General features: G+C 57.6%; 13 protein-coding genes. 12 read left to right on the forward strand and 1 reads right to left on the reverse strand.

Going from position 1 to position 17,116, the window contains the following annotated elements:
• Nucleotide 1: 1 nt before the first annotated feature.
• The 11 genes from nuoC to nuoN all read left to right on the forward strand — a co-directional run bounded on the left by nuoC (nucleotide 2) and on the right by nuoN (nucleotide 13,946).
• Nucleotides 2-1,798: an NADH-quinone oxidoreductase subunit C/D gene (nuoC, locus tag ACUTSW_RS13340; RefSeq protein ID WP_004947275.1), complete on the forward strand. Its 1,797-nt coding sequence runs from the start codon at nucleotides 2-4 to the stop codon at nucleotides 1,796-1,798.
• A 2-nt stretch (nucleotides 1,799-1,800) separates the two neighbouring features.
• Nucleotides 1,801-2,352: an NADH-quinone oxidoreductase subunit NuoE gene (gene nuoE, locus ACUTSW_RS13345; protein WP_062868101.1), complete on the forward strand. Its 552-nt coding sequence runs from the start codon at nucleotides 1,801-1,803 to the stop codon at nucleotides 2,350-2,352.
• A complete protein-coding gene (gene nuoF, locus ACUTSW_RS13350) occupies nucleotides 2,349-3,701 on the forward strand; it encodes an NADH-quinone oxidoreductase subunit NuoF (protein ID WP_004947269.1) in 1,353 nt (450 codons plus the stop codon). The genes nuoE and nuoF overlap by 4 nt, the downstream gene beginning before the upstream one ends.
• 79 nt (nucleotides 3,702-3,780) lie before the next feature.
• Nucleotides 3,781-6,519: an NADH-quinone oxidoreductase subunit NuoG gene (gene nuoG / locus ACUTSW_RS13355; protein ID WP_445584616.1), complete on the forward strand. Its 2,739-nt coding sequence runs from the start codon at nucleotides 3,781-3,783 to the stop codon at nucleotides 6,517-6,519.
• Complete coding sequence (nuoH, locus tag ACUTSW_RS13360; RefSeq protein ID WP_062792113.1) at nucleotides 6,516-7,493, forward strand: NADH-quinone oxidoreductase subunit NuoH; 978 nt, start codon at nucleotides 6,516-6,518, stop codon at nucleotides 7,491-7,493. Before nuoG ends, nuoH begins: the two co-directional genes overlap by 4 nt.
• Nucleotides 7,494-7,507: 14 nt before the next feature.
• The gene (gene nuoI / locus ACUTSW_RS13365) at nucleotides 7,508-8,050 is read left to right on the forward strand and encodes an NADH-quinone oxidoreductase subunit NuoI (RefSeq protein ID WP_004947256.1); all 543 of its coding nucleotides are present in this window, start codon (nucleotides 7,508-7,510) and stop codon (nucleotides 8,048-8,050) included.
• 13 nt (nucleotides 8,051-8,063) lie between these two features.
• On the forward strand, nucleotides 8,064-8,624 hold the full coding sequence (gene nuoJ / locus ACUTSW_RS13370) for an NADH-quinone oxidoreductase subunit J (protein ID WP_013813890.1): 561 nt from the start codon (nucleotides 8,064-8,066) through the stop codon (nucleotides 8,622-8,624).
• Nucleotides 8,621-8,923, forward strand: a complete 303-nt coding sequence (nuoK, locus tag ACUTSW_RS13375) for an NADH-quinone oxidoreductase subunit NuoK (protein WP_004947249.1) — start codon at nucleotides 8,621-8,623, stop codon at nucleotides 8,921-8,923. Before nuoJ ends, nuoK begins: the two co-directional genes overlap by 4 nt.
• Nucleotides 8,920-10,767 carry an NADH-quinone oxidoreductase subunit L gene (nuoL, locus tag ACUTSW_RS13380; RefSeq protein WP_445584617.1) on the forward strand — a complete coding sequence of 616 codons (1,848 nt, stop codon included), beginning with the start codon at nucleotides 8,920-8,922 and terminating at the stop codon, nucleotides 10,765-10,767. Before nuoK ends, nuoL begins: the two co-directional genes overlap by 4 nt.
• 185 nt (nucleotides 10,768-10,952) lie before the next feature.
• On the forward strand, nucleotides 10,953-12,482 hold the full coding sequence (gene nuoM / locus ACUTSW_RS13385) for an NADH-quinone oxidoreductase subunit M (RefSeq protein WP_004947242.1): 1,530 nt from the start codon (nucleotides 10,953-10,955) through the stop codon (nucleotides 12,480-12,482).
• Nucleotides 12,483-12,488: 6 nt separating this feature from the next.
• Complete coding sequence (gene nuoN / locus ACUTSW_RS13390; RefSeq protein WP_004947238.1) at nucleotides 12,489-13,946, forward strand: NADH-quinone oxidoreductase subunit NuoN; 1,458 nt, start codon at nucleotides 12,489-12,491, stop codon at nucleotides 13,944-13,946.
• Between the two features lie 76 nt (nucleotides 13,947-14,022).
• Here the strand turns inward: nuoN and ACUTSW_RS13395 are convergent, their stop codons facing one another.
• Nucleotides 14,023-14,898, reverse strand: a complete 876-nt coding sequence (locus tag ACUTSW_RS13395) for a LysR family transcriptional regulator (RefSeq protein ID WP_013813886.1) — start codon at nucleotides 14,896-14,898, stop codon at nucleotides 14,023-14,025.
• Nucleotides 14,899-15,235: 337 nt separating this feature from the next.
• Here ACUTSW_RS13395 and ACUTSW_RS13400 point away from each other — a divergent pair, with 337 nt between their 5' ends.
• Complete coding sequence (locus tag ACUTSW_RS13400; protein ID WP_445584618.1) at nucleotides 15,236-17,065, forward strand: thiamine pyrophosphate-binding protein; 1,830 nt, start codon at nucleotides 15,236-15,238, stop codon at nucleotides 17,063-17,065.
• Nucleotides 17,066-17,116: the final 51 nt, after the last annotated feature.

Genomic DNA, 17,116 nt, shown 5'->3' on the forward strand with positions numbered 1-17,116 from the left:
TATGACAGATTCAACGACGCACGACGCCCTGCCATCATGGCAAACCAGGGATCACCAAGACGATCCGGTGATTGGCGAACTGCGCAACCGCTTTGGGCCGGAAGCCTTTACTGTTCAGCCCACCCGTACCGGAATGCCCGTGGTATGGGTTAAACCTGACCAGTTACTGGAAGTAATGACGTTCCTGAGAAAACAGCCGAAGCCTTATGTCATGCTGTTCGATCTGCATGGCGTAGACGAACGTCTTCGCACCCACCGCGACGGTTTGCCTGCCGCGGATTTTTCTGTTTTCTACCATCTGATTTCCATCGAACGTAACCGCGACATCATGCTGAAAGTGGCGCTGTCTGAAAAAGACCTGCACGTGCCCACGGCGACCAAGGTATTCCCGAATGCCAACTGGTATGAGCGTGAAACCTGGGAAATGTTCGGTATTACCTTCGACGGCCACCCGCACCTGACGCGCATCATGATGCCGCAGACCTGGGAAGGCCACCCACTGCGTAAAGATTACCCGGCACGCGCCACCGAGTTCGATCCCTTTGTGTTGACCAAACAGAAAGAAGATCTGGAAATGGAGTCGCTGACTTTCAAACCGGAAGAGTGGGGCATGAAGCGCGGCACCGAAAACGAGGACTTCATGTTCCTCAACCTCGGTCCGAACCACCCGTCTGCGCACGGTGCGTTCCGTATTATTCTGCAGCTGGACGGCGAAGAGATCGTCGACTGCGTGCCGGATATCGGTTATCACCACCGCGGTGCCGAGAAAATGGGCGAACGCCAGTCCTGGCACAGCTACATTCCGTACACCGACCGCATCGAATACCTCGGTGGCTGCGTAAACGAAATGCCTTACGTGCTGGCAGTTGAGAAACTGGCCGGGATCAAGGTGCCGGATCGCGTTGACACCATCCGCGTAATGCTGTCTGAACTGTTCCGCATCAACAGCCACCTGTTGTACATCAGTACCTTCATTCAGGACGTCGGCGCAATGACCCCGGTGTTCTTCGCTTTTACCGACCGTCAGAAAATCTACGATCTGGTTGAAGCGATCACCGGTTTCCGTATGCACCCGGCCTGGTTCCGCATCGGCGGCGTCGCGCATGATCTGCCGCGCGGTTGGGATCGCTTGCTGCGTGAGTTCCTCGAGTGGATGCCGAAACGTCTGGATTCTTACGTCAAGGCCGCGTTGAAGAACAGCATCCTGAAGGGCCGTTCTGTCGGCGTTGCGTCCTACAATGCCAAAGAAGCGCTGGAATGGGGCGTGACCGGCGCCGGCCTGCGAGCCACCGGCATCGAGTTCGACGTGCGCAAATGGCGCCCGTATTCCGGCTATGAGAATTTCGACTTCGAAATCCCGGTCGGCGACGGCAACAGCGACTGCTACACCCGCGTAATGTTGAAGGTGGAAGAGCTGCGCCAGAGTCTGCGCATCCTCGAACAGTGCCTGAACAACATGCCGGAAGGCCCGTTCAAGGCCGATCACCCGCTGACCACGCCGCCGCCGAAAGAGCGCACGCTGCAGCATATTGAAACGCTGATCACCCACTTCCTGCAGGTTTCCTGGGGCCCGGTGATGCCAGCCAACGAATCATTCCAGATGATTGAAGCCACTAAAGGGATCAACAGCTACTACCTGACCAGCGACGGCAGCACCATGAGCTACCGCACCCGGGTACGTACGCCAAGTTTTGCTCACCTGCAGCAAATCCCTGCGGTAATCCGTGGCAGCCTGGTCTCCGACCTGATCGTCTATCTGGGCAGTATCGATTTTGTAATGTCAGATGTGGACCGCTAACTATGCACTCTCAAAAAGACAATCACGCAGTCAACGATGCGCTTGAGCCAATCAATGCAGCCGCTCCCCAGAGCGGCGCTGATGCATTTGTACTGAGCGCGGAAGAACGTGATGCGATCGAGCACGAAAAGCACCATTACGAGGATCCACGCGCCGCCTCCATCGAAGCACTGAAAATTGTGCAGAAGCAGCGCGGTTGGGTTCCGGACGGTGCGATTTACGCCATCGCGGAAGTGCTGGGCATTCCTGCCAGCGACGTAGAAGGCGTGGCCACGTTCTACAGCCAGATTTTCCGTCAGCCGGTAGGGCGTCACGTGATCCGTTATTGTGACAGCGTTGTCTGCCACATCACCGGGTACCAGGGCATTCAGGCCGCCATCGAGAAAAAACTGAGCATCAAACCGGGTCAAACCACCTTTGATGGTCGCTTCACTCTGCTGCCGACCTGTTGCCTGGGCAACTGCGATAAAGGGCCAACCATGATGATTGATGAGGATACTCACAGTCAGCTGAAGCCTGAAGATATCGAGAAGCTACTGGAGCAGTATCAATGATTAAAGACATTGTACGCACTCCCGAAATGCACCCGCTGACCTGGCGGCTGCGCGATGACAAACAGCCGGTCTGGCTGGATGAATACCGCAGCAAAAACGGTTATGCAGGCGCTGAGAAAGCCATCAAGGGCCTGGCCCCGGACGAGATCGTCAACCTGGTGAAAGACGCCGGGCTGAAAGGCCGTGGCGGCGCAGGTTTCTCCACCGGTTTGAAGTGGAGCCTGATGCCGAAAGACGAATCCATGAACATCCGTTACCTGCTGTGTAACGCCGACGAAATGGAGCCGGGCACCTATAAAGACCGCTTGCTGATGGAGCAACTGCCGCACCTGCTGGTGGAAGGCATGTTGATTTCCGCGTTCGCGCTGAAAGCCTATCGCGGCTACATCTTCCTGCGTGGCGAATATATCGAGGCGGCGGTGCATCTGCGTCGTGCCATCGCTGAAGCGACTGAAGCGGGCCTGCTTGGCAAAAACATCATGGGCAGCGGCTTCGATTTCGAACTGATCGTCCATACCGGCGCCGGCCGCTATATCTGCGGCGAAGAAACCGCTCTTATCAACTCGCTGGAAGGCCGTCGTGCCAACCCGCGTTCCAAACCGCCTTTCCCGGCTTCCTCCGGCGTCTGGGGCAAGCCAACCTGCGTAAACAACGTAGAAACCCTGTGCAACGTTCCGGCAATCCTGGCGAACGGCATTGAGTGGTATCAGGGGATCAACGGTGGCAAAAGCAAGGATGCCGGCACCAAACTGATGGGGTTCTCGGGCCGGGTGAAAAACCCAGGCGTTTGGGAACTGCCGTTTGGCATCACCGCACGTGAAATTCTGGAAGATTACGCCGGCGGCATGCGTGACGGTCTGCGCTTCAAAGCCTGGCAGCCAGGCGGCGCGGGCACCGACTTTTTGACCGCCGATCACCTCGATCTGCCGATGGATTTCGAGAGCATCGGCAAAGCCGGCAGCCGTCTCGGCACCGCGCTGGCGATGGCGGTGGATCACGAAATCGGCATGGTTCCGCTGGTGCGTAACCTGGAAGAGTTCTTCGCACGCGAGTCTTGCGGTTGGTGCACGCCATGCCGCGATGGCCTGCCGTGGAGCGTGAAGATCCTGCGCGCGCTGGAGAATGGCGAAGGGCAGCCGGGGGATATCGAAACCCTCGAGCAGCTGTGTCGTTCCCTTGGCCCAGGTAAAACCTTCTGCGCTCATGCGCCAGGTGCCGTAGAGCCACTGCAAAGCGCGATTAAATATTTCCGTGAAGAGTTTGAAGCGGGCATAGCCGTTAAGCACTTCAGCAACGCGCATGCGATTGGCGGCATCCAGCCGAACAATCTGCTGAAGCAACGCTGGTAAGCCGGCTCGTTCCGACAACACGGCCAGAATTTTTGATTAACGCCTGCCGCAAGGCAGGCCACTTGGAAGCATGCTGACTATGGCTACGATTCATGTAGACGGCAAAGAATACGACGTAGATGGCGCTGACAACCTGCTGCAGGCTTGTCTCTCCCTCGGGCTCGATATTCCTTACTTTTGCTGGCATCCGGCGCTGGGAAGCGTCGGCGCTTGCCGCCAATGTGCGGTAAAGCAATACCAAAACGCGGAAGATACGCGTGGCCGTTTGGTGATGTCTTGTATGACACCGGCATCGGATGGAACCTTTATTTCCATCGACGATTCCGAAGCCAAACAGTTCCGCGAAAGCGTGGTCGAGTGGTTGATGACCAACCACCCGCACGACTGTCCGGTATGTGAAGAAGGCGGTAACTGTCACCTGCAGGATATGACAGTAATGACCGGCCACAGCTTCCGTAAATACCGGTTCAGTAAGCGTACCCACAACAATCAGGAGCTGGGGCCGTTTATCTCGCATGAGATGAACCGCTGTATCGCCTGTTACCGTTGCGTGCGCTACTACAAAGATTACGCGGATGGCACCGATTTCGGCGTGTACGGTGCGCACGACAACGTCTACTTCGGGCGTACGGAAAGCGGCACGCTGGAAAGCGAGTTCTCCGGTAACCTGGTGGAAGTGTGTCCGACCGGCGTGTTCACCGACAAAACTCACTCCGAGCGGTATAACCGTAAGTGGGATATGCAGTTTGCGCCAAGCATCTGTCAGCAGTGCAGCATCGGTTGTAACACCAGCCCGGGCGAGCGCTATGGCGAACTGCGTCGTATCGAAAACCGCTACAACGGCAGCGTGAACCACTATTTCCTGTGTGACCGCGGCCGCTTTGGCTATGGCTATGTGAACCAGAAAGATCGTCCTCGTCAACCGCAGCAACTGCGCGGCAATGACTGGATCACCCTGAACGCCGAACAGGCGATGCAGGGCGCGGCGGACATTCTGCGTCAGGCAAAGAAAACCATCGGTATCGGCTCGCCACGCGCCAGCCTGGAAAGCAACTTTGCGCTGCGTGAACTGGTTGGCGCCGAGAATTTCTACACCGGTATTGCCCAGTCTGAGCAGGCACGCCTGAACCTGATGCTGAACGTGCTGCAAAACAGCGGCGTTTACACCCCGGCGTTGCGCGAAATCGAAGACTACGATGCCGTTCTGGTTCTGGGTGAAGATTTGACCCAGACCGGCGCACGCATCGCGCTGTCGGTTCGCCAGGCCGTGAAGGGCAAGGCACGTGCTATGGCTGCGGCACAGCGCGTTGCCGACTGGCAGATTGCGGCAATACAAAACATCGGCCAACGCGCCAAACACCCGCTGTTCGTCACCAACGTGGATAACACCCGTCTGGACGACATCGCGGCGTGGAACTACCGCGCGCCGGTGGACGATCAGGCTCGCTTTGGTTTTGCCATTGCCCATGCGCTGGACAACGCAGCGCCGGCGGTCAGCGATTTGGCTGCCGACCTGAACAAGAAAGTCGACATCATCGTGCAGGCACTGACCGATGCGCGCAAACCGCTGATCGTTACCGGCAGCAACGCCGGCAGCGAAGCCATCATCGAAGCGGCGGCCAACATCGCCAAGGCGCTGAAGGATCGCGGTTCTGACGTTGGCATTACCTTCGTCGCCAGCGCCGCCAACAGCGTCGGTCTGTCGATGATCGGCGGCGGTTCGCTCGATGAAGCCTTGGCGAAGCTGGAAAGCGGCGAAGCCGACACTGCCATCGTGATGGAAAACGATCTTTACCGTCATGCACCGGCGGCGAAAGTGGACGCGGCACTGGCGAAGGTCAACAACCTGATCGTGGCCGATCACCAGCGCACCGCGATCATGGATAAGGCCAACCTTATCCTGTCAGCGGCCAGCTTCGCTGAAAGCGACGGTACGCTGGTCAACCAGGAAGGTCGCGCGCAGCGCTTCTTCCAGGTTTACGATCCGGCTTACTACGACGATGCGAAGAAAGACGTTTACACCGTGATGCTGGAAAGCTGGCGCTGGATGCACTCGCTGCACTCCACCTACACCAGCCGCCACGTGGACTGGACGCAGCTTGACGACGTGATCGCAGCCTGCGTCGCGGCGCTGCCGCAGTTGCAGGGCATTGTGGAGGCTGCGCCGGATGCAAGTTTCCGCATTCGCGGCCAGAAGCTGGCCCGTTCTCCGCACCGCTCCAGTGGCCGTACCGCCATGCGTGCCAACATCAGCGTGCATGAACCGCGTCAGCCGCAGGATAAAGACACCATGTTCTCCTTCTCGATGGAAGGGAACAACAGCCCGCTGGCCGATCGTCAGCAGATCCCGTTCGCCTGGGCGCCAGGCTGGAACTCACCGCAGGCATGGAACAAGTTCCAGGCCGAAGTGGGTGGCAAGCTGCGTCATGGCGATCCGGGTATCCGCCTGATCGAAGCAGGGGAGGGTAACCTGGGCTACTTCACCCACGTGCCTGCCGCCTTTAATCATGCGGAAGGCTGGCGTGTCGCGCCGTATTACCACCTGTTCGGCAGTGATGAAATGTCACAGCGTTCCGGTGTGATCCAGCAGCGTATGCCAGAAGCTTATGTGATGGTGAACCCGGCCGATGCCGCTGCGCTTGGCGTCAATGCCGGTGCGCTGGTGGAGTTCAGCTGTGCGGGCCAGCAGCTTCGTCTGCCGGTGCGTCTGAGTGAAACTCTGACCCAGGGCCAGGTTGGTTTGCCGCTTGGCTTGCCAGGGATCCCACCGGTGCTGGTGGGCGCAACGGTTGAAAATCTGCGGGAGGCAACACGATGAGCTGGTTTACCCCTGAGGTGATCGACATTCTGATCTCCATTCTTAAAGCGGTAGTGATCCTGCTGGTCGTAGTGAGCTGTGGGGCATTCATGAGCTTCGGCGAACGCCGTCTGCTCGGCCTGTTCCAGAACCGTTATGGACCGAACCGTGTCGGCTGGGGCGGCTCGTTGCAGCTGGTCGCCGACATGATCAAAATGTTCTTCAAGGAAGACTGGGTACCGAAATTCTCCGACCGGGTGATCTTCACCCTGGCGCCGATGATCGCCTTTACTTCCCTGTTGCTGGCATTTGCCATCGTCCCGGTCAGCCCGACCTGGGCGGTGTCCGACCTCAACATCGGTATTCTGTTCTTCCTGATGATGGCCGGCCTGGCGGTTTACGCCGTGCTGTTCGCCGGCTGGTCGAGCAACAACAAATACTCGCTGTTGGGGGCGATGCGTGCTTCTGCGCAAACCCTGAGCTACGAAGTGTTTCTCGGCCTGTCGCTGATGGGCGTTGTGATGCAGGCTGATTCGTTCAACATGCAGGCCATCGTTGAATCGCAGGCTCACGTCTGGAACGTCATTCCGCAATTCTTTGGTTTTATTACCTTTGCGATTGCCGGGGTTGCGGTGTGTCACCGTCACCCGTTTGACCAACCGGAAGCCGAGCAGGAACTGGCTGACGGCTACCACATTGAATATTCCGGCATGAAGTTCGGTCTGTTCTTCGTGGGTGAATACATCGGTATCGTCACCGTTTCCGCCCTGATTGTGACGTTGTTCTTCGGCGGCTGGCAGGGTCCGTTCCTGCCGCCATTCATCTGGTTCGCGCTGAAAACGGCTTTCTTCATGATGATGTTCATTCTGATTCGTGCTGCTCTGCCACGTCCGCGCTATGACCAAGTGATGTCTTTCGGCTGGAAAGTGTGCCTGCCGCTGACGCTGCTGAACATGCTGGCGACCGCCGCCGTCATTTTGTACAACGCTCAATAAGGGGTGAATAAACCATGACATTGAAAGAGTTATTGGTTGGTTTCGGCACCCAGGTGCGCAGCATTTGGATGATAGGCCTGCACGCCTTCGCCAAGCGCGAAACCCAGATGTATCCGGAAGAACCTGTTTACCTGCCGCCGCGCTACCGTGGCCGCATCGTGCTGACGCGCGATCCGGACGGCGAAGAGCGTTGCGTGGCCTGTAACCTGTGTGCGGTTGCCTGCCCGGTTGGCTGTATCTCGCTGCAAAAAGCAGAACAGAAAGACGGCCGTTGGTATCCGGAGTTCTTCCGCATCAACTTCTCGCGCTGCATTTTCTGCGGCCTGTGCGAAGAAGCTTGCCCGACCACCGCAATCCAGCTGACGCCGGATTTCGAAATGGGTGAGTTCAAGCGCCAGGATCTGGTGTACGAAAAAGAAGATCTGTTGATCTCGGGGCCGGGTAAATATCCGGAATATAACTTCTACCGGATGGCCGGTATGGCGATTGACGGCAAAGCCAAGGGCGAAGCCGAAAATGAAGCCAAACCGATCGACGTCAAAGGTCTGTTGCCTTAAGGAGCCAGCAAGCATGGAAATTGCCTTTTATCTGGCAGGGTTGATTGCGATTGTCGCGACGATTCGCGTGATCTCGCATACCAATCCTGTGCATGCGTTGCTGTATCTGATCGTCTCGTTACTGGCGATCTCTGCAGTCTTTTTCTCACTCGGCGCGTACTTTGCCGCCGCGCTGGAAATCATCGTTTACGCCGGTGCCATCATGGTGCTGTTCGTGTTCGTGGTGATGATGCTGAACCTCGGCAACGCGGTACAGCAGCAGGAGCGCGAGTGGCTGAAGCCGTCGGTGTGGATCGGACCTGGTCTGATGTCGCTGGCGCTGCTGGTGGTGCTGATTGTCGCTATCCGCAGCCTGTCCGATCAGGGCATCAGCGGTGAGATGGTTGACGCTAAAGCGGTGGGGATCAGCCTGTTCGGTCCTTACGTTCTGGCGGTTGAACTGGCTTCAATGCTGCTGTTGGCAGGTCTGGTTGTTGCCTTCCACATTGGCCGCGAGCACAAACCGGGCGAAGTGTTGAGCAACGCGCCGGCCAGTAGCGAAATGGCGAGAAGAAAATCGGAGGAGCAAGCATGATCCCTCTTCAACATGGTCTGATCCTGGCGGCGATCCTGTTCGTGCTCGGCCTGACCGGGCTGACGCTCCGTCGCAACCTGCTGTTTATGTTGATCAGCCTGGAAGTGATGATTAACGCCGCAGCCTTGGCGTTTATCGTGGCGGGCAGCTATTGGGGCCAACCGGACGGGCAGGTGATGTATATCCTGGCGATCAGCCTGGCGGCTGCCGAGGCCAGCATTGGCCTGGCGTTGCTGCTGCAGCTCTACCGTCGTCGTCATACCCTGAATATCGATACTGTCAGTGAGATGCGCGGATGAACCTATTATATTTAACTATTCTGCTACCGCTGATCGGGTTCCTGCTGTTGGCATTTTCCCGTGGCCGCTGGTCTGAAAACGTCTCGGCGACCGTCGGGGTAGGCTCTATCGGCCTGGCTGCGCTGATTACGGTGCATGTGGCGATGGATTTCTTCGCCCAGAAAGCCACCGGCGTGCAGCTGTTTGAGCAAAGCCTGTGGAACTGGATGACCGTCGGCAACTTCAATATCGGCGTGACGCTGACGCTGGACGGCCTGTCGCTGACCATGCTGTCTGTGGTTACCGGCGTCGGTTTCTTCATCCACATGTTCGCTTCCTGGTACATGCGCGGTGAAGAGGGGTATTCGCGCTTCTTCGCTTACACCAACCTGTTTATCGCCAGCATGGTGATATTGGTACTGGCAGACAACCTGTTGCTGATGTACCTGGGCTGGGAAGGCGTGGGCCTGTGCAGCTACCTGTTGATCGGTTTCTACTACAAGGATCCGGCCAACGGCGCGGCGGCGATGAAAGCCTTTATCGTGACCCGCGTCGGCGACGTGTTCCTGGCGTTCGCGCTGTTCATTCTCTACAACGAACTGGGCACGCTGAACATCCGCGAACTGATGATTCTGGCACCGCAGAAGCTGGCCGTCGGCGATACCGCGATCACCTGGGCTACCCTGATGCTGCTGGGCGGCGCGGTCGGTAAATCGGCGCAGTTGCCGTTGCAGACCTGGCTGGCTGACGCAATGGCGGGCCCAACCCCGGTTTCAGCGCTGATCCACGCTGCGACCATGGTAACCGCCGGTGTTTACCTGATTGCCCGTACTCACGGCCTGTTCCTGATGGCGCCGGAAGTGCTGCATCTGGTGGGTATCGTCGGGGCTGTGACCCTGGTGCTGGCCGGCTTTGCCGCGCTGGTGCAGACCGACATCAAACGCGTGCTTGCTTACTCCACCATGAGCCAGATTGGCTACATGTTCCTGGCGTTGGGCGTGCAGGCGTGGGATGCGGCGATCTTCCACCTGATGACCCACGCGTTCTTCAAGGCGCTGTTGTTCCTGTCTTCCGGTTCGGTGATCCTGGCCTGCCATCATGAGCAGAACATCTTCAAGATGGGCGGCCTGCGCAAGAGCATTCCGCTGGTTTACGTCTGCTTCCTGGTGGGTGGCGCTGCGCTGTCGGCGTTGCCGCTGATCACCGCCGGCTTCTTCAGTAAGGATGAGATCCTGGCGGGTGCAATGGCGAACGGTCACCTCAACCTGATGATTGCCGGTCTGGTCGGGGCGTTCATGACCTCGCTGTACACCTTCCGTATGATTTTCATCGTGTTCCATGGCGAAGAGAAAATCAAAGCGCATGCCGGTAAAGGCATCACTCACCACCTGCCGCTGTTGGTTCTGCTGGTTCTGTCCACCTTCGTTGGCGCGATGATCGTTCCGCCATTGCAGGGCGTACTGCCGGATACCACCGAGCTGGCGCACGGCAGCGTGCTGCAACTGGAAATTACCTCAGGCGTGGTGGCTATCGCCGGTATCCTGCTGGCGGCAGCGCTGTGGTTGGGCAAACGCAGCTTGGTCACCAGCATCGCTAAAAGCGCGCCGGGGCGTTTCTTCTCGACCTGGTGGTTCCATGCCTGGGGCTTCGATTGGCTGTATGACAAAGTCTTCGTCAAGCCTTACCTGGGCATTGCGAAACTGCTGCAGCGCGATCCGCTGAACTCGATGATGAACCTGCCGGCCATTTTCTCCCGCTGGGGGAACCGTGGCCTGACGGTGAGCGAGAACGGCCAGGTGCGTTGGTATATAGCGTCTATGGGTGTGGGTGCAGTGGTCGTATTGGCGCTGTTGATAATAATTTAAAGCATTTATCGGGCATAGCTCTGTGCTATGTACAATGTTTTATACCGTATGGATTTCGCGTTGTAGCTAGGCGGCAAGTGCGAGCATCCCCTGGGGCTTACTTAGGTAAGTGACAGGGGTAAACGCCCGCAGCCAACAACGCTACAGCGTGAAAGACAACGGTAGAATAAGGGACACAAAACGCCATGCTATTACCTTGGCTAATTCTTATCCCCTTTATTGGCGGTCTGCTGTGCTGGCAGTTTGAGCGCTTCGGTACTAAGGTGCCGCGCTGGATTGCGTTGATCGCAATGGGGCTGACATTGGCGCTTTCTCTGCATCTGTGGATGCAGGGTGGCTACACGTTGACTACGCCGAAAGGCATCCCGCAATGGCAGTCTGAATTCCTGCTGCCGTGGATCCCTCGCTTCGGTATTTCCATCCACCTGGCGCTGGACGGCCTTTCACTGCTGATGGTGGTGCTGACCGGCCTGCTGGGCGTGTTGGCTATCCTCTGTTCCTGGCGCGAGATCCAGAAATACCAGGGCTTCTTCCACCTGAACCTGCTGTGGATCCTGGGTGGGGTAATCGGCGTGTTCCTCGCCATCGACATGTTCCTGTTCTTCTTCTTCTGGGAAATGATGTTGGTGCCGATGTACTTCCTGATTGCGTTGTGGGGCCACAAGGCGTCGGACGGTAAAACCCGTATCACCGCGGCCACCAAATTCTTCATCTATACCCAGGCCAGCGGTCTGGTGATGCTGATTGCGATTATGGGCCTGGTGTTCGTGCACTACAATGCGACCGGCGTGTGGACCTTCGATTATGAAGATCTGCTGCAAACGCCAATGTCGCACAACGTGCAATATCTGCTGATGCTGGGCTTCTTCATCGCCTTCGCGGTGAAAATGCCGGTGGTGCCGTTGCACGGCTGGCTGCCTGATGCGCATAGCCAGGCGCCAACCGCAGGTTCCGTTGACCTGGCGGGGATCTTGCTGAAGACGGCGGCCTACGGCATGCTGCGTTTCAGCCTGCCGTTGTTCCCGGAAGCGTCACACGAGTTTGCCCCAATCGCCATGTGGTTGGGCGTGGTCGGTATCTTCTACGGTGCCTGGATGGCGTTCGCGCAGACCGACATTAAACGTCTGATCGCTTACACCTCGGTATCGCACATGGGCTTCGTGCTGATCGCCATCTACACCGGCAGCCAACTGGCTTACCAGGGCGCGGTGATTCAGATGATCGCGCACGGCCTGTCTGCGGCCGGCATGTTCATCATCTGTGGCCAGTTGTACGAACGTCTGCATACCCGTGACATGCGCGAGATGGGCGGCCTGTGGGGGCGTATCAAGTACATCCCTGCGCTGTCGCTGTTCTTCGCGGTAGCCACCTTGGGGATGCCGGGGACCGGTAACTTCGTCGGCGAATTCATGATCCTGTTCGGCAGCTTCCAGGTGGTGCCGGTGATCACCGTGATTTCTACCTTCGGTCTGGTGTTTGCTTCGGTTTACTCGTTGATCATGATGCAGCGCGCCTATTACGGCAAAGCTAAATCGGAGCAACCGTTGCCGGGCATGACCGCGCGCGAACTGTTCATCATTCTGCTGTTGGTGGTGTTGCTGGTTCTGCTGGGGGTTTACCCGCAGCCGATTCTGGACACGTCTAATGCGGCGATGAGCAACGTGCAACACTGGTTTGGTTCGTCAGTTTCAGCAATTTCAACAACAAGGCCGTAATTCGCCATGACAATAACTCCTCAACAACTGATCGCACTGCTACCGCTGTTGATCGTCGGATTGACGGTGGTGGTTGTGATGCTAGGCATTGCGTGGCGACGCGACCACTTTATCAACGCCACACTGACCGTGATCGGTCTAAACCTGGCGCTGCTTTCGCTGTATTTTGTCGGCCAGGCAGGCCCAATGGACGTCACCCCGCTGTTGCGGGTTGACGGCTACTCGATGTTCTATACCGGGCTGGTGATACTGGCGAGCCTGGCGACCTGTACCTTCGCCTATCCATGGCTGGTGGGTTACCCGGACAACCGCGAAGAGTTCTACCTGCTGGTGCTGATTGCCACGCTGGGTGGCATTCTGTTGGCTAGCGCCAACCACCTGGCGTCGCTGTTCCTCGGTATTGAACTGATCTCGCTGCCGCTGTTCGGCCTGGTGGGCTATGCCTACCGCCAGAAGCGTCCGCTGGAAGCCGCTATCAAGTACATGCTGCTGTCCGCTGCGGCTTCGTCATTCCTGCTGTTCGGTATGGCGCTGCTGTATGCCGAGTCCGGTGATCTGTCGCTGGCCGGTCTGGGCAAGAGCCTGCACGAAAACATGATGCATCAACCGCTGATCCTGGCCGGTATGGGCATGATGATTGTGGGTCTGGGCTTCAAGCTGTCTCTGGTGCCGTTCCAACTGTGGACGCCGGATGTGTATCAGGGGGCGCCTGCGCCGGTCTCTACCTTCCTGGCCACTGCCAGCAAGATTGCGATCTTCGCCGTAGTGATGCGTCTGTTCCTGTATGCCCCGGCCGCCGACAGCGAAGCGCTGCGTATGGTGCTGTCGATCATTGCCGTCGGTTCAATTCTGTTCGGCAACCTGATGGCCATCAGCCAGACCAACATCAAGCGTTTGCTGGGTTACTCGTCGATCGCCCACCTGGGTTATCTGCTGGTGGCGTTGATTGCGGTGCAAACCCATCAACTGTCGCTGGAAACCGCCGGTGTTTACCTGGCCGGTTACCTGTTCAGCAGCCTGGGCGCGTTCGGTGTGGTTAGCCTGATGTCCAGCCCGTACCGTGGCCCGGACGCCGATTCGCTGTTCTCCTACCGTGGTCTGTTCTGGCATAAGCCGATTCTTTCCGCGGTCATGACGGTGATGATGCTGTCTCTGGCCGGTATCCCGATGACCTTGGGCTTTATCGGTAAGTTCTTCGTTATCGCGATGGGCGTCAGCGCTCACCTGTGGTGGCTGACCGGTGCTGTGGTATTGGGCAGTGCCATCGGTTTGTACTACTACCTGCGTGTGACCGTCAGCCTGTTCCTCAGCGCGCCGGAAGCTCTGCAACGCGATACGCCGAACAACTGGGCGTTGACTGCGGGCGGTGTGGTCGTGCTGATATCCGCCGCGTTGGTGCTGCTGTTGGGTGTCTACCCACAGCCGCTGATTACGCTGGTGCAGATGGCGCAGCCGATGTTCTGATAGGCATCAAGGCAGTAAAAAAAGGTCGCTTCGGCGACCTTTTTCTATGGGGCGGGGCAGGGGACGGGTGAGAGAATCAGCCTGGGTTATTTTTAAACGACGCTTCCAGCGCCTGCACGACGGCGCGTACCCGCGCAGCGCGCTGCAGGTCGGGGTGCAGCACCAGCCAGATATCCACCCAGTCCTTATTTTCCGGGAAGATGCGCACCAGGTCCGGATCCTTATCCGCCAGGAAGGAGGACAGCAGACCAATCCCCAAACCGCTCCGCGTCGCCGAGCGCAGCAGCAACTGTGAATTGCATTGCAAAACGACGTTGGGATCGATCAGCGCCTCGCCACAGAAATTATTCCAGTGGCGCGGCACCAGTTCGCGCGGAAACATCAGCAAATCGTGGCCGCGCAGGTGGTCGCCTTTGGTTGGCTGGCCGTGTTTATCGAGATAGTCTTGCGTCGCGTACAGCCCCATTTCGATGGTCGCCATGCGCTTGATAATCAGCTCATCAGAATCGGGCCGTGCGCCACGGATCGCCAGATCCGCGCCGCGGTAAGAAATATCGGAGATATTAACCGCCGTCAGCAGTGTGACGGTGATTAATGGGTGCTGCTCACGCAAATCCTTCAACGCCGGAATGACAAAGGCCTCGGCCATGGTGTCGGTGGTGGCGATGCGCACGTTACCGCACAGGCTGTCGTCGCCGCTGGTGGCTTTGCGGCCAATTGCCTGCACCGAGTTTTCCATATTCATTACGTCCGCCAGCATTTCCTCGCCCAGCGGGCTGAGGGAAAATGATTTCGGCGTGCGGATAAACAGCTTCGATCCCAGGCTTTCTTCAAACGCGGTAATGCGTCGGCCGACAGTGGCCTGGTCGACGTGTAGTTCATTGGCGGCTTTTCGTAAAGTACCGCAGCGTGCTACTGCCAGGAAGAAGCGTGCGTCATCCCAATTCATCATGCCATTTCCTTTGTACAGGCTTATCGGTCTTATCAGTGTTCATTCTCGCGCAGCCGCTTTGGCTCTGGTTTTGGCTGCAAATGAAGCCCACGTATCATAATTATTTATTATGTTTCAGGATATGAATAAATGCATCAATGTGAAGCAGTTTTGCATCTTTATTTTTACTAAACAATCTTTATGCTTATCAACGTTTATGCTGTGATCTGGCGCACATTTTTGTATCAATGTTACCCTAACGCGTAAGCAGATGCGCATGAGAGCCTGTCTCTGTGGGCTAACCGCCTGGTGGGATTGACTCTGAATCAGGTTGGCCCACCACGACTGGACATGAAAAATGGAGTCTCACGCAGAGAAGTTATACACCCCCGTAGCACTGGCAACTGCGGACGGTATCAGGGTTATTGCGACGCCTGGCGCGAAAGCGGCAGAGAGAAGCAACGCTGATGTGATTATCCAGGGTCTTGAAGCACGCGGCATTCAATACATATTCCTGGTACCGGGCAAGCTCGTGTACCCACTAATTAAATCCATTGAACATTCCGGCATTACCGGCATCGTCGGCGCTCATGAAACTGCCTGCGGTTTTATGGCCGATGGTTACGCCCGTGCCAGCCGCAAGTTCGGCGTTTGCCTCGGCATCTCCGGCCCGGGCACCATGAATTTCCTGCCGGCGATGGCTGCGGCTCAGGCCGATAAGATCCCGGTGCTGTATCTGGCCGGCGGCATCGCTACCTATCATGAAGCGCAGGGCGCTTTTCAGGACGGCAGCAATAGCGGCATCGATGAGCTGACTATCGTCAAACCTCTGCTTTCCGCCGCCATCGAAGTGAAAAATAATCTGACGTTGCAGCATGAACTGCGGCGCAGTTTGTCTTGCCTGAACACCCAGCGTAAAGGCCGCGCTTATTTAAGCGTACCGGTCGACATGCAAAAGAAAGCGGTGGCCGGCAGTCATGCTGCAGATCCACAGCGCACACCACAGTGCCGCGAAGCGGCGATCGACCAGCAAGGGTTGGATCAGGTGCTGGACGATTACCTGCTGCGCGGCTTGAAAGTTGTCTGCCTGGTGGGCAACCGCATGAATAACCCGCAGGATGCCGAACTGCTGCTGCGCCTGGCGGAGAAGTATCGTCTGCCGGTCGCCACCACGCTGTCCGGCAAGGGGGCGTTCCCTGAAGGGCACGAGCTGGCGCTTGGCCTGTATGGATTCGCCGGCCATACTCGTGCGGTGGAAACCATCAACGGCGATGACGTGGACGTACTGCTGGTGCTGGGATGCGACCTTAGCCAGCGTGACAGCCTGAACTGGAACCCGCGGTTGCACGGCACCAAAACGCTGGTGGTGATTGACGAAGACTTTGACAAGGTCAGTTCGCACTATCAGCCGGACATGCAGATTTTCTCCAGCCTGACCGGTGGGGTACAACACCTGCTGGATGCGGTCAGCGACGACGACGCGCACCTGGCCGGTATCAAGGCGCTGCGCGATGGCTGGCTTGAACAGGTGCGTCAATTGCCGCTTGAACAGCAACAGCCTGACTTGCAGGCGCGCCAGGCCGCAGGTGAAGCCAACATGTATCCCGGTGATGTCATCAAACGCATCCGCAGCCGCATGGACGAGGACACCAACGTGGTGGTTGACTCCGGGGCGCACCGTATCTTTATGGCTCACCACTGGCTGGCCAGCGGGCGCGGTGATTACCATACCTCAAGCTCCCTGGCGCCGATGGGCTGGGCGATATGCGCCGGTATTGGCATCAAACTGGCGGCACCGCACCGCGACTGCGTGGTGGTGACCGGTGACGGCTGCATGCTGATGCATGGCATGGAGATCCAGACCGCCGCTCGTTATCAGGTCAAAATGACCTTTGTCGTAATGAACAACAGCGCCCACGGTGCCATGCATATCGACACGCTTCAGAACCGTGGCGTATCGGCTGATTACACCGCTCTGCCGAGCCACGACTGGAAGTCCTTCGCCAACAGCCTGGGCGTTGCCTCCGCGAAGGCGACGACGCTGGAGGAACTGGACGAGGCGCTGGCCGCCGCAGCCGAGTACGCGGGTCCGTTCCTGATCGAAGTGATAGTAGGAAATCATGTCGCGCCCAATCGATACTATGCCGAGAGCATCGTAGAATACGAACAGCGTATCAAAGGGTTGTAAGGGCGCGTCCCTGAGGCCGTCGTTAATTATCCTTTGTATCTCGCTATTTCT

This window comes from Serratia sp. TSA_198.1 (assembly GCF_052686505.1).

Bases quoted from the DNA above. Each gene is read 5' to 3' on its own strand.
- nuoC (WP_004947275.1), top strand. From the start codon at position 2: ATGACAGATTCAACGACGCACGACGCCCTGCCATCATGGCAAACCAGG.
- nuoE (WP_062868101.1), top strand. From the start codon at position 1,801: ATGCACTCTCAAAAAGACAATCACGCAGTCAACGATGCGCTTGAGCCA.
- nuoF (WP_004947269.1), top strand. From the start codon at position 2,349: ATGATTAAAGACATTGTACGCACTCCCGAAATGCACCCGCTGACCTGG.
- nuoG (WP_445584616.1), top strand. From the start codon at position 3,781: ATGGCTACGATTCATGTAGACGGCAAAGAATACGACGTAGATGGCGCT.
- nuoH (WP_062792113.1), top strand. From the start codon at position 6,516: ATGAGCTGGTTTACCCCTGAGGTGATCGACATTCTGATCTCCATTCTT.
- nuoI (WP_004947256.1), top strand. From the start codon at position 7,508: ATGACATTGAAAGAGTTATTGGTTGGTTTCGGCACCCAGGTGCGCAGC.
- nuoJ (WP_013813890.1), top strand. From the start codon at position 8,064: ATGGAAATTGCCTTTTATCTGGCAGGGTTGATTGCGATTGTCGCGACG.
- nuoK (WP_004947249.1), top strand. From the start codon at position 8,621: ATGATCCCTCTTCAACATGGTCTGATCCTGGCGGCGATCCTGTTCGTG.
- nuoL (WP_445584617.1), top strand. From the start codon at position 8,920: ATGAACCTATTATATTTAACTATTCTGCTACCGCTGATCGGGTTCCTG.
- nuoM (WP_004947242.1), top strand. From the start codon at position 10,953: ATGCTATTACCTTGGCTAATTCTTATCCCCTTTATTGGCGGTCTGCTG.
- nuoN (WP_004947238.1), top strand. From the start codon at position 12,489: ATGACAATAACTCCTCAACAACTGATCGCACTGCTACCGCTGTTGATC.
- ACUTSW_RS13395 (WP_013813886.1), bottom strand. From the start codon at position 14,898: ATGATGAATTGGGATGACGCACGCTTCTTCCTGGCAGTAGCACGCTGC.
- ACUTSW_RS13400 (WP_445584618.1), top strand. From the start codon at position 15,236: ATGGAGTCTCACGCAGAGAAGTTATACACCCCCGTAGCACTGGCAACT.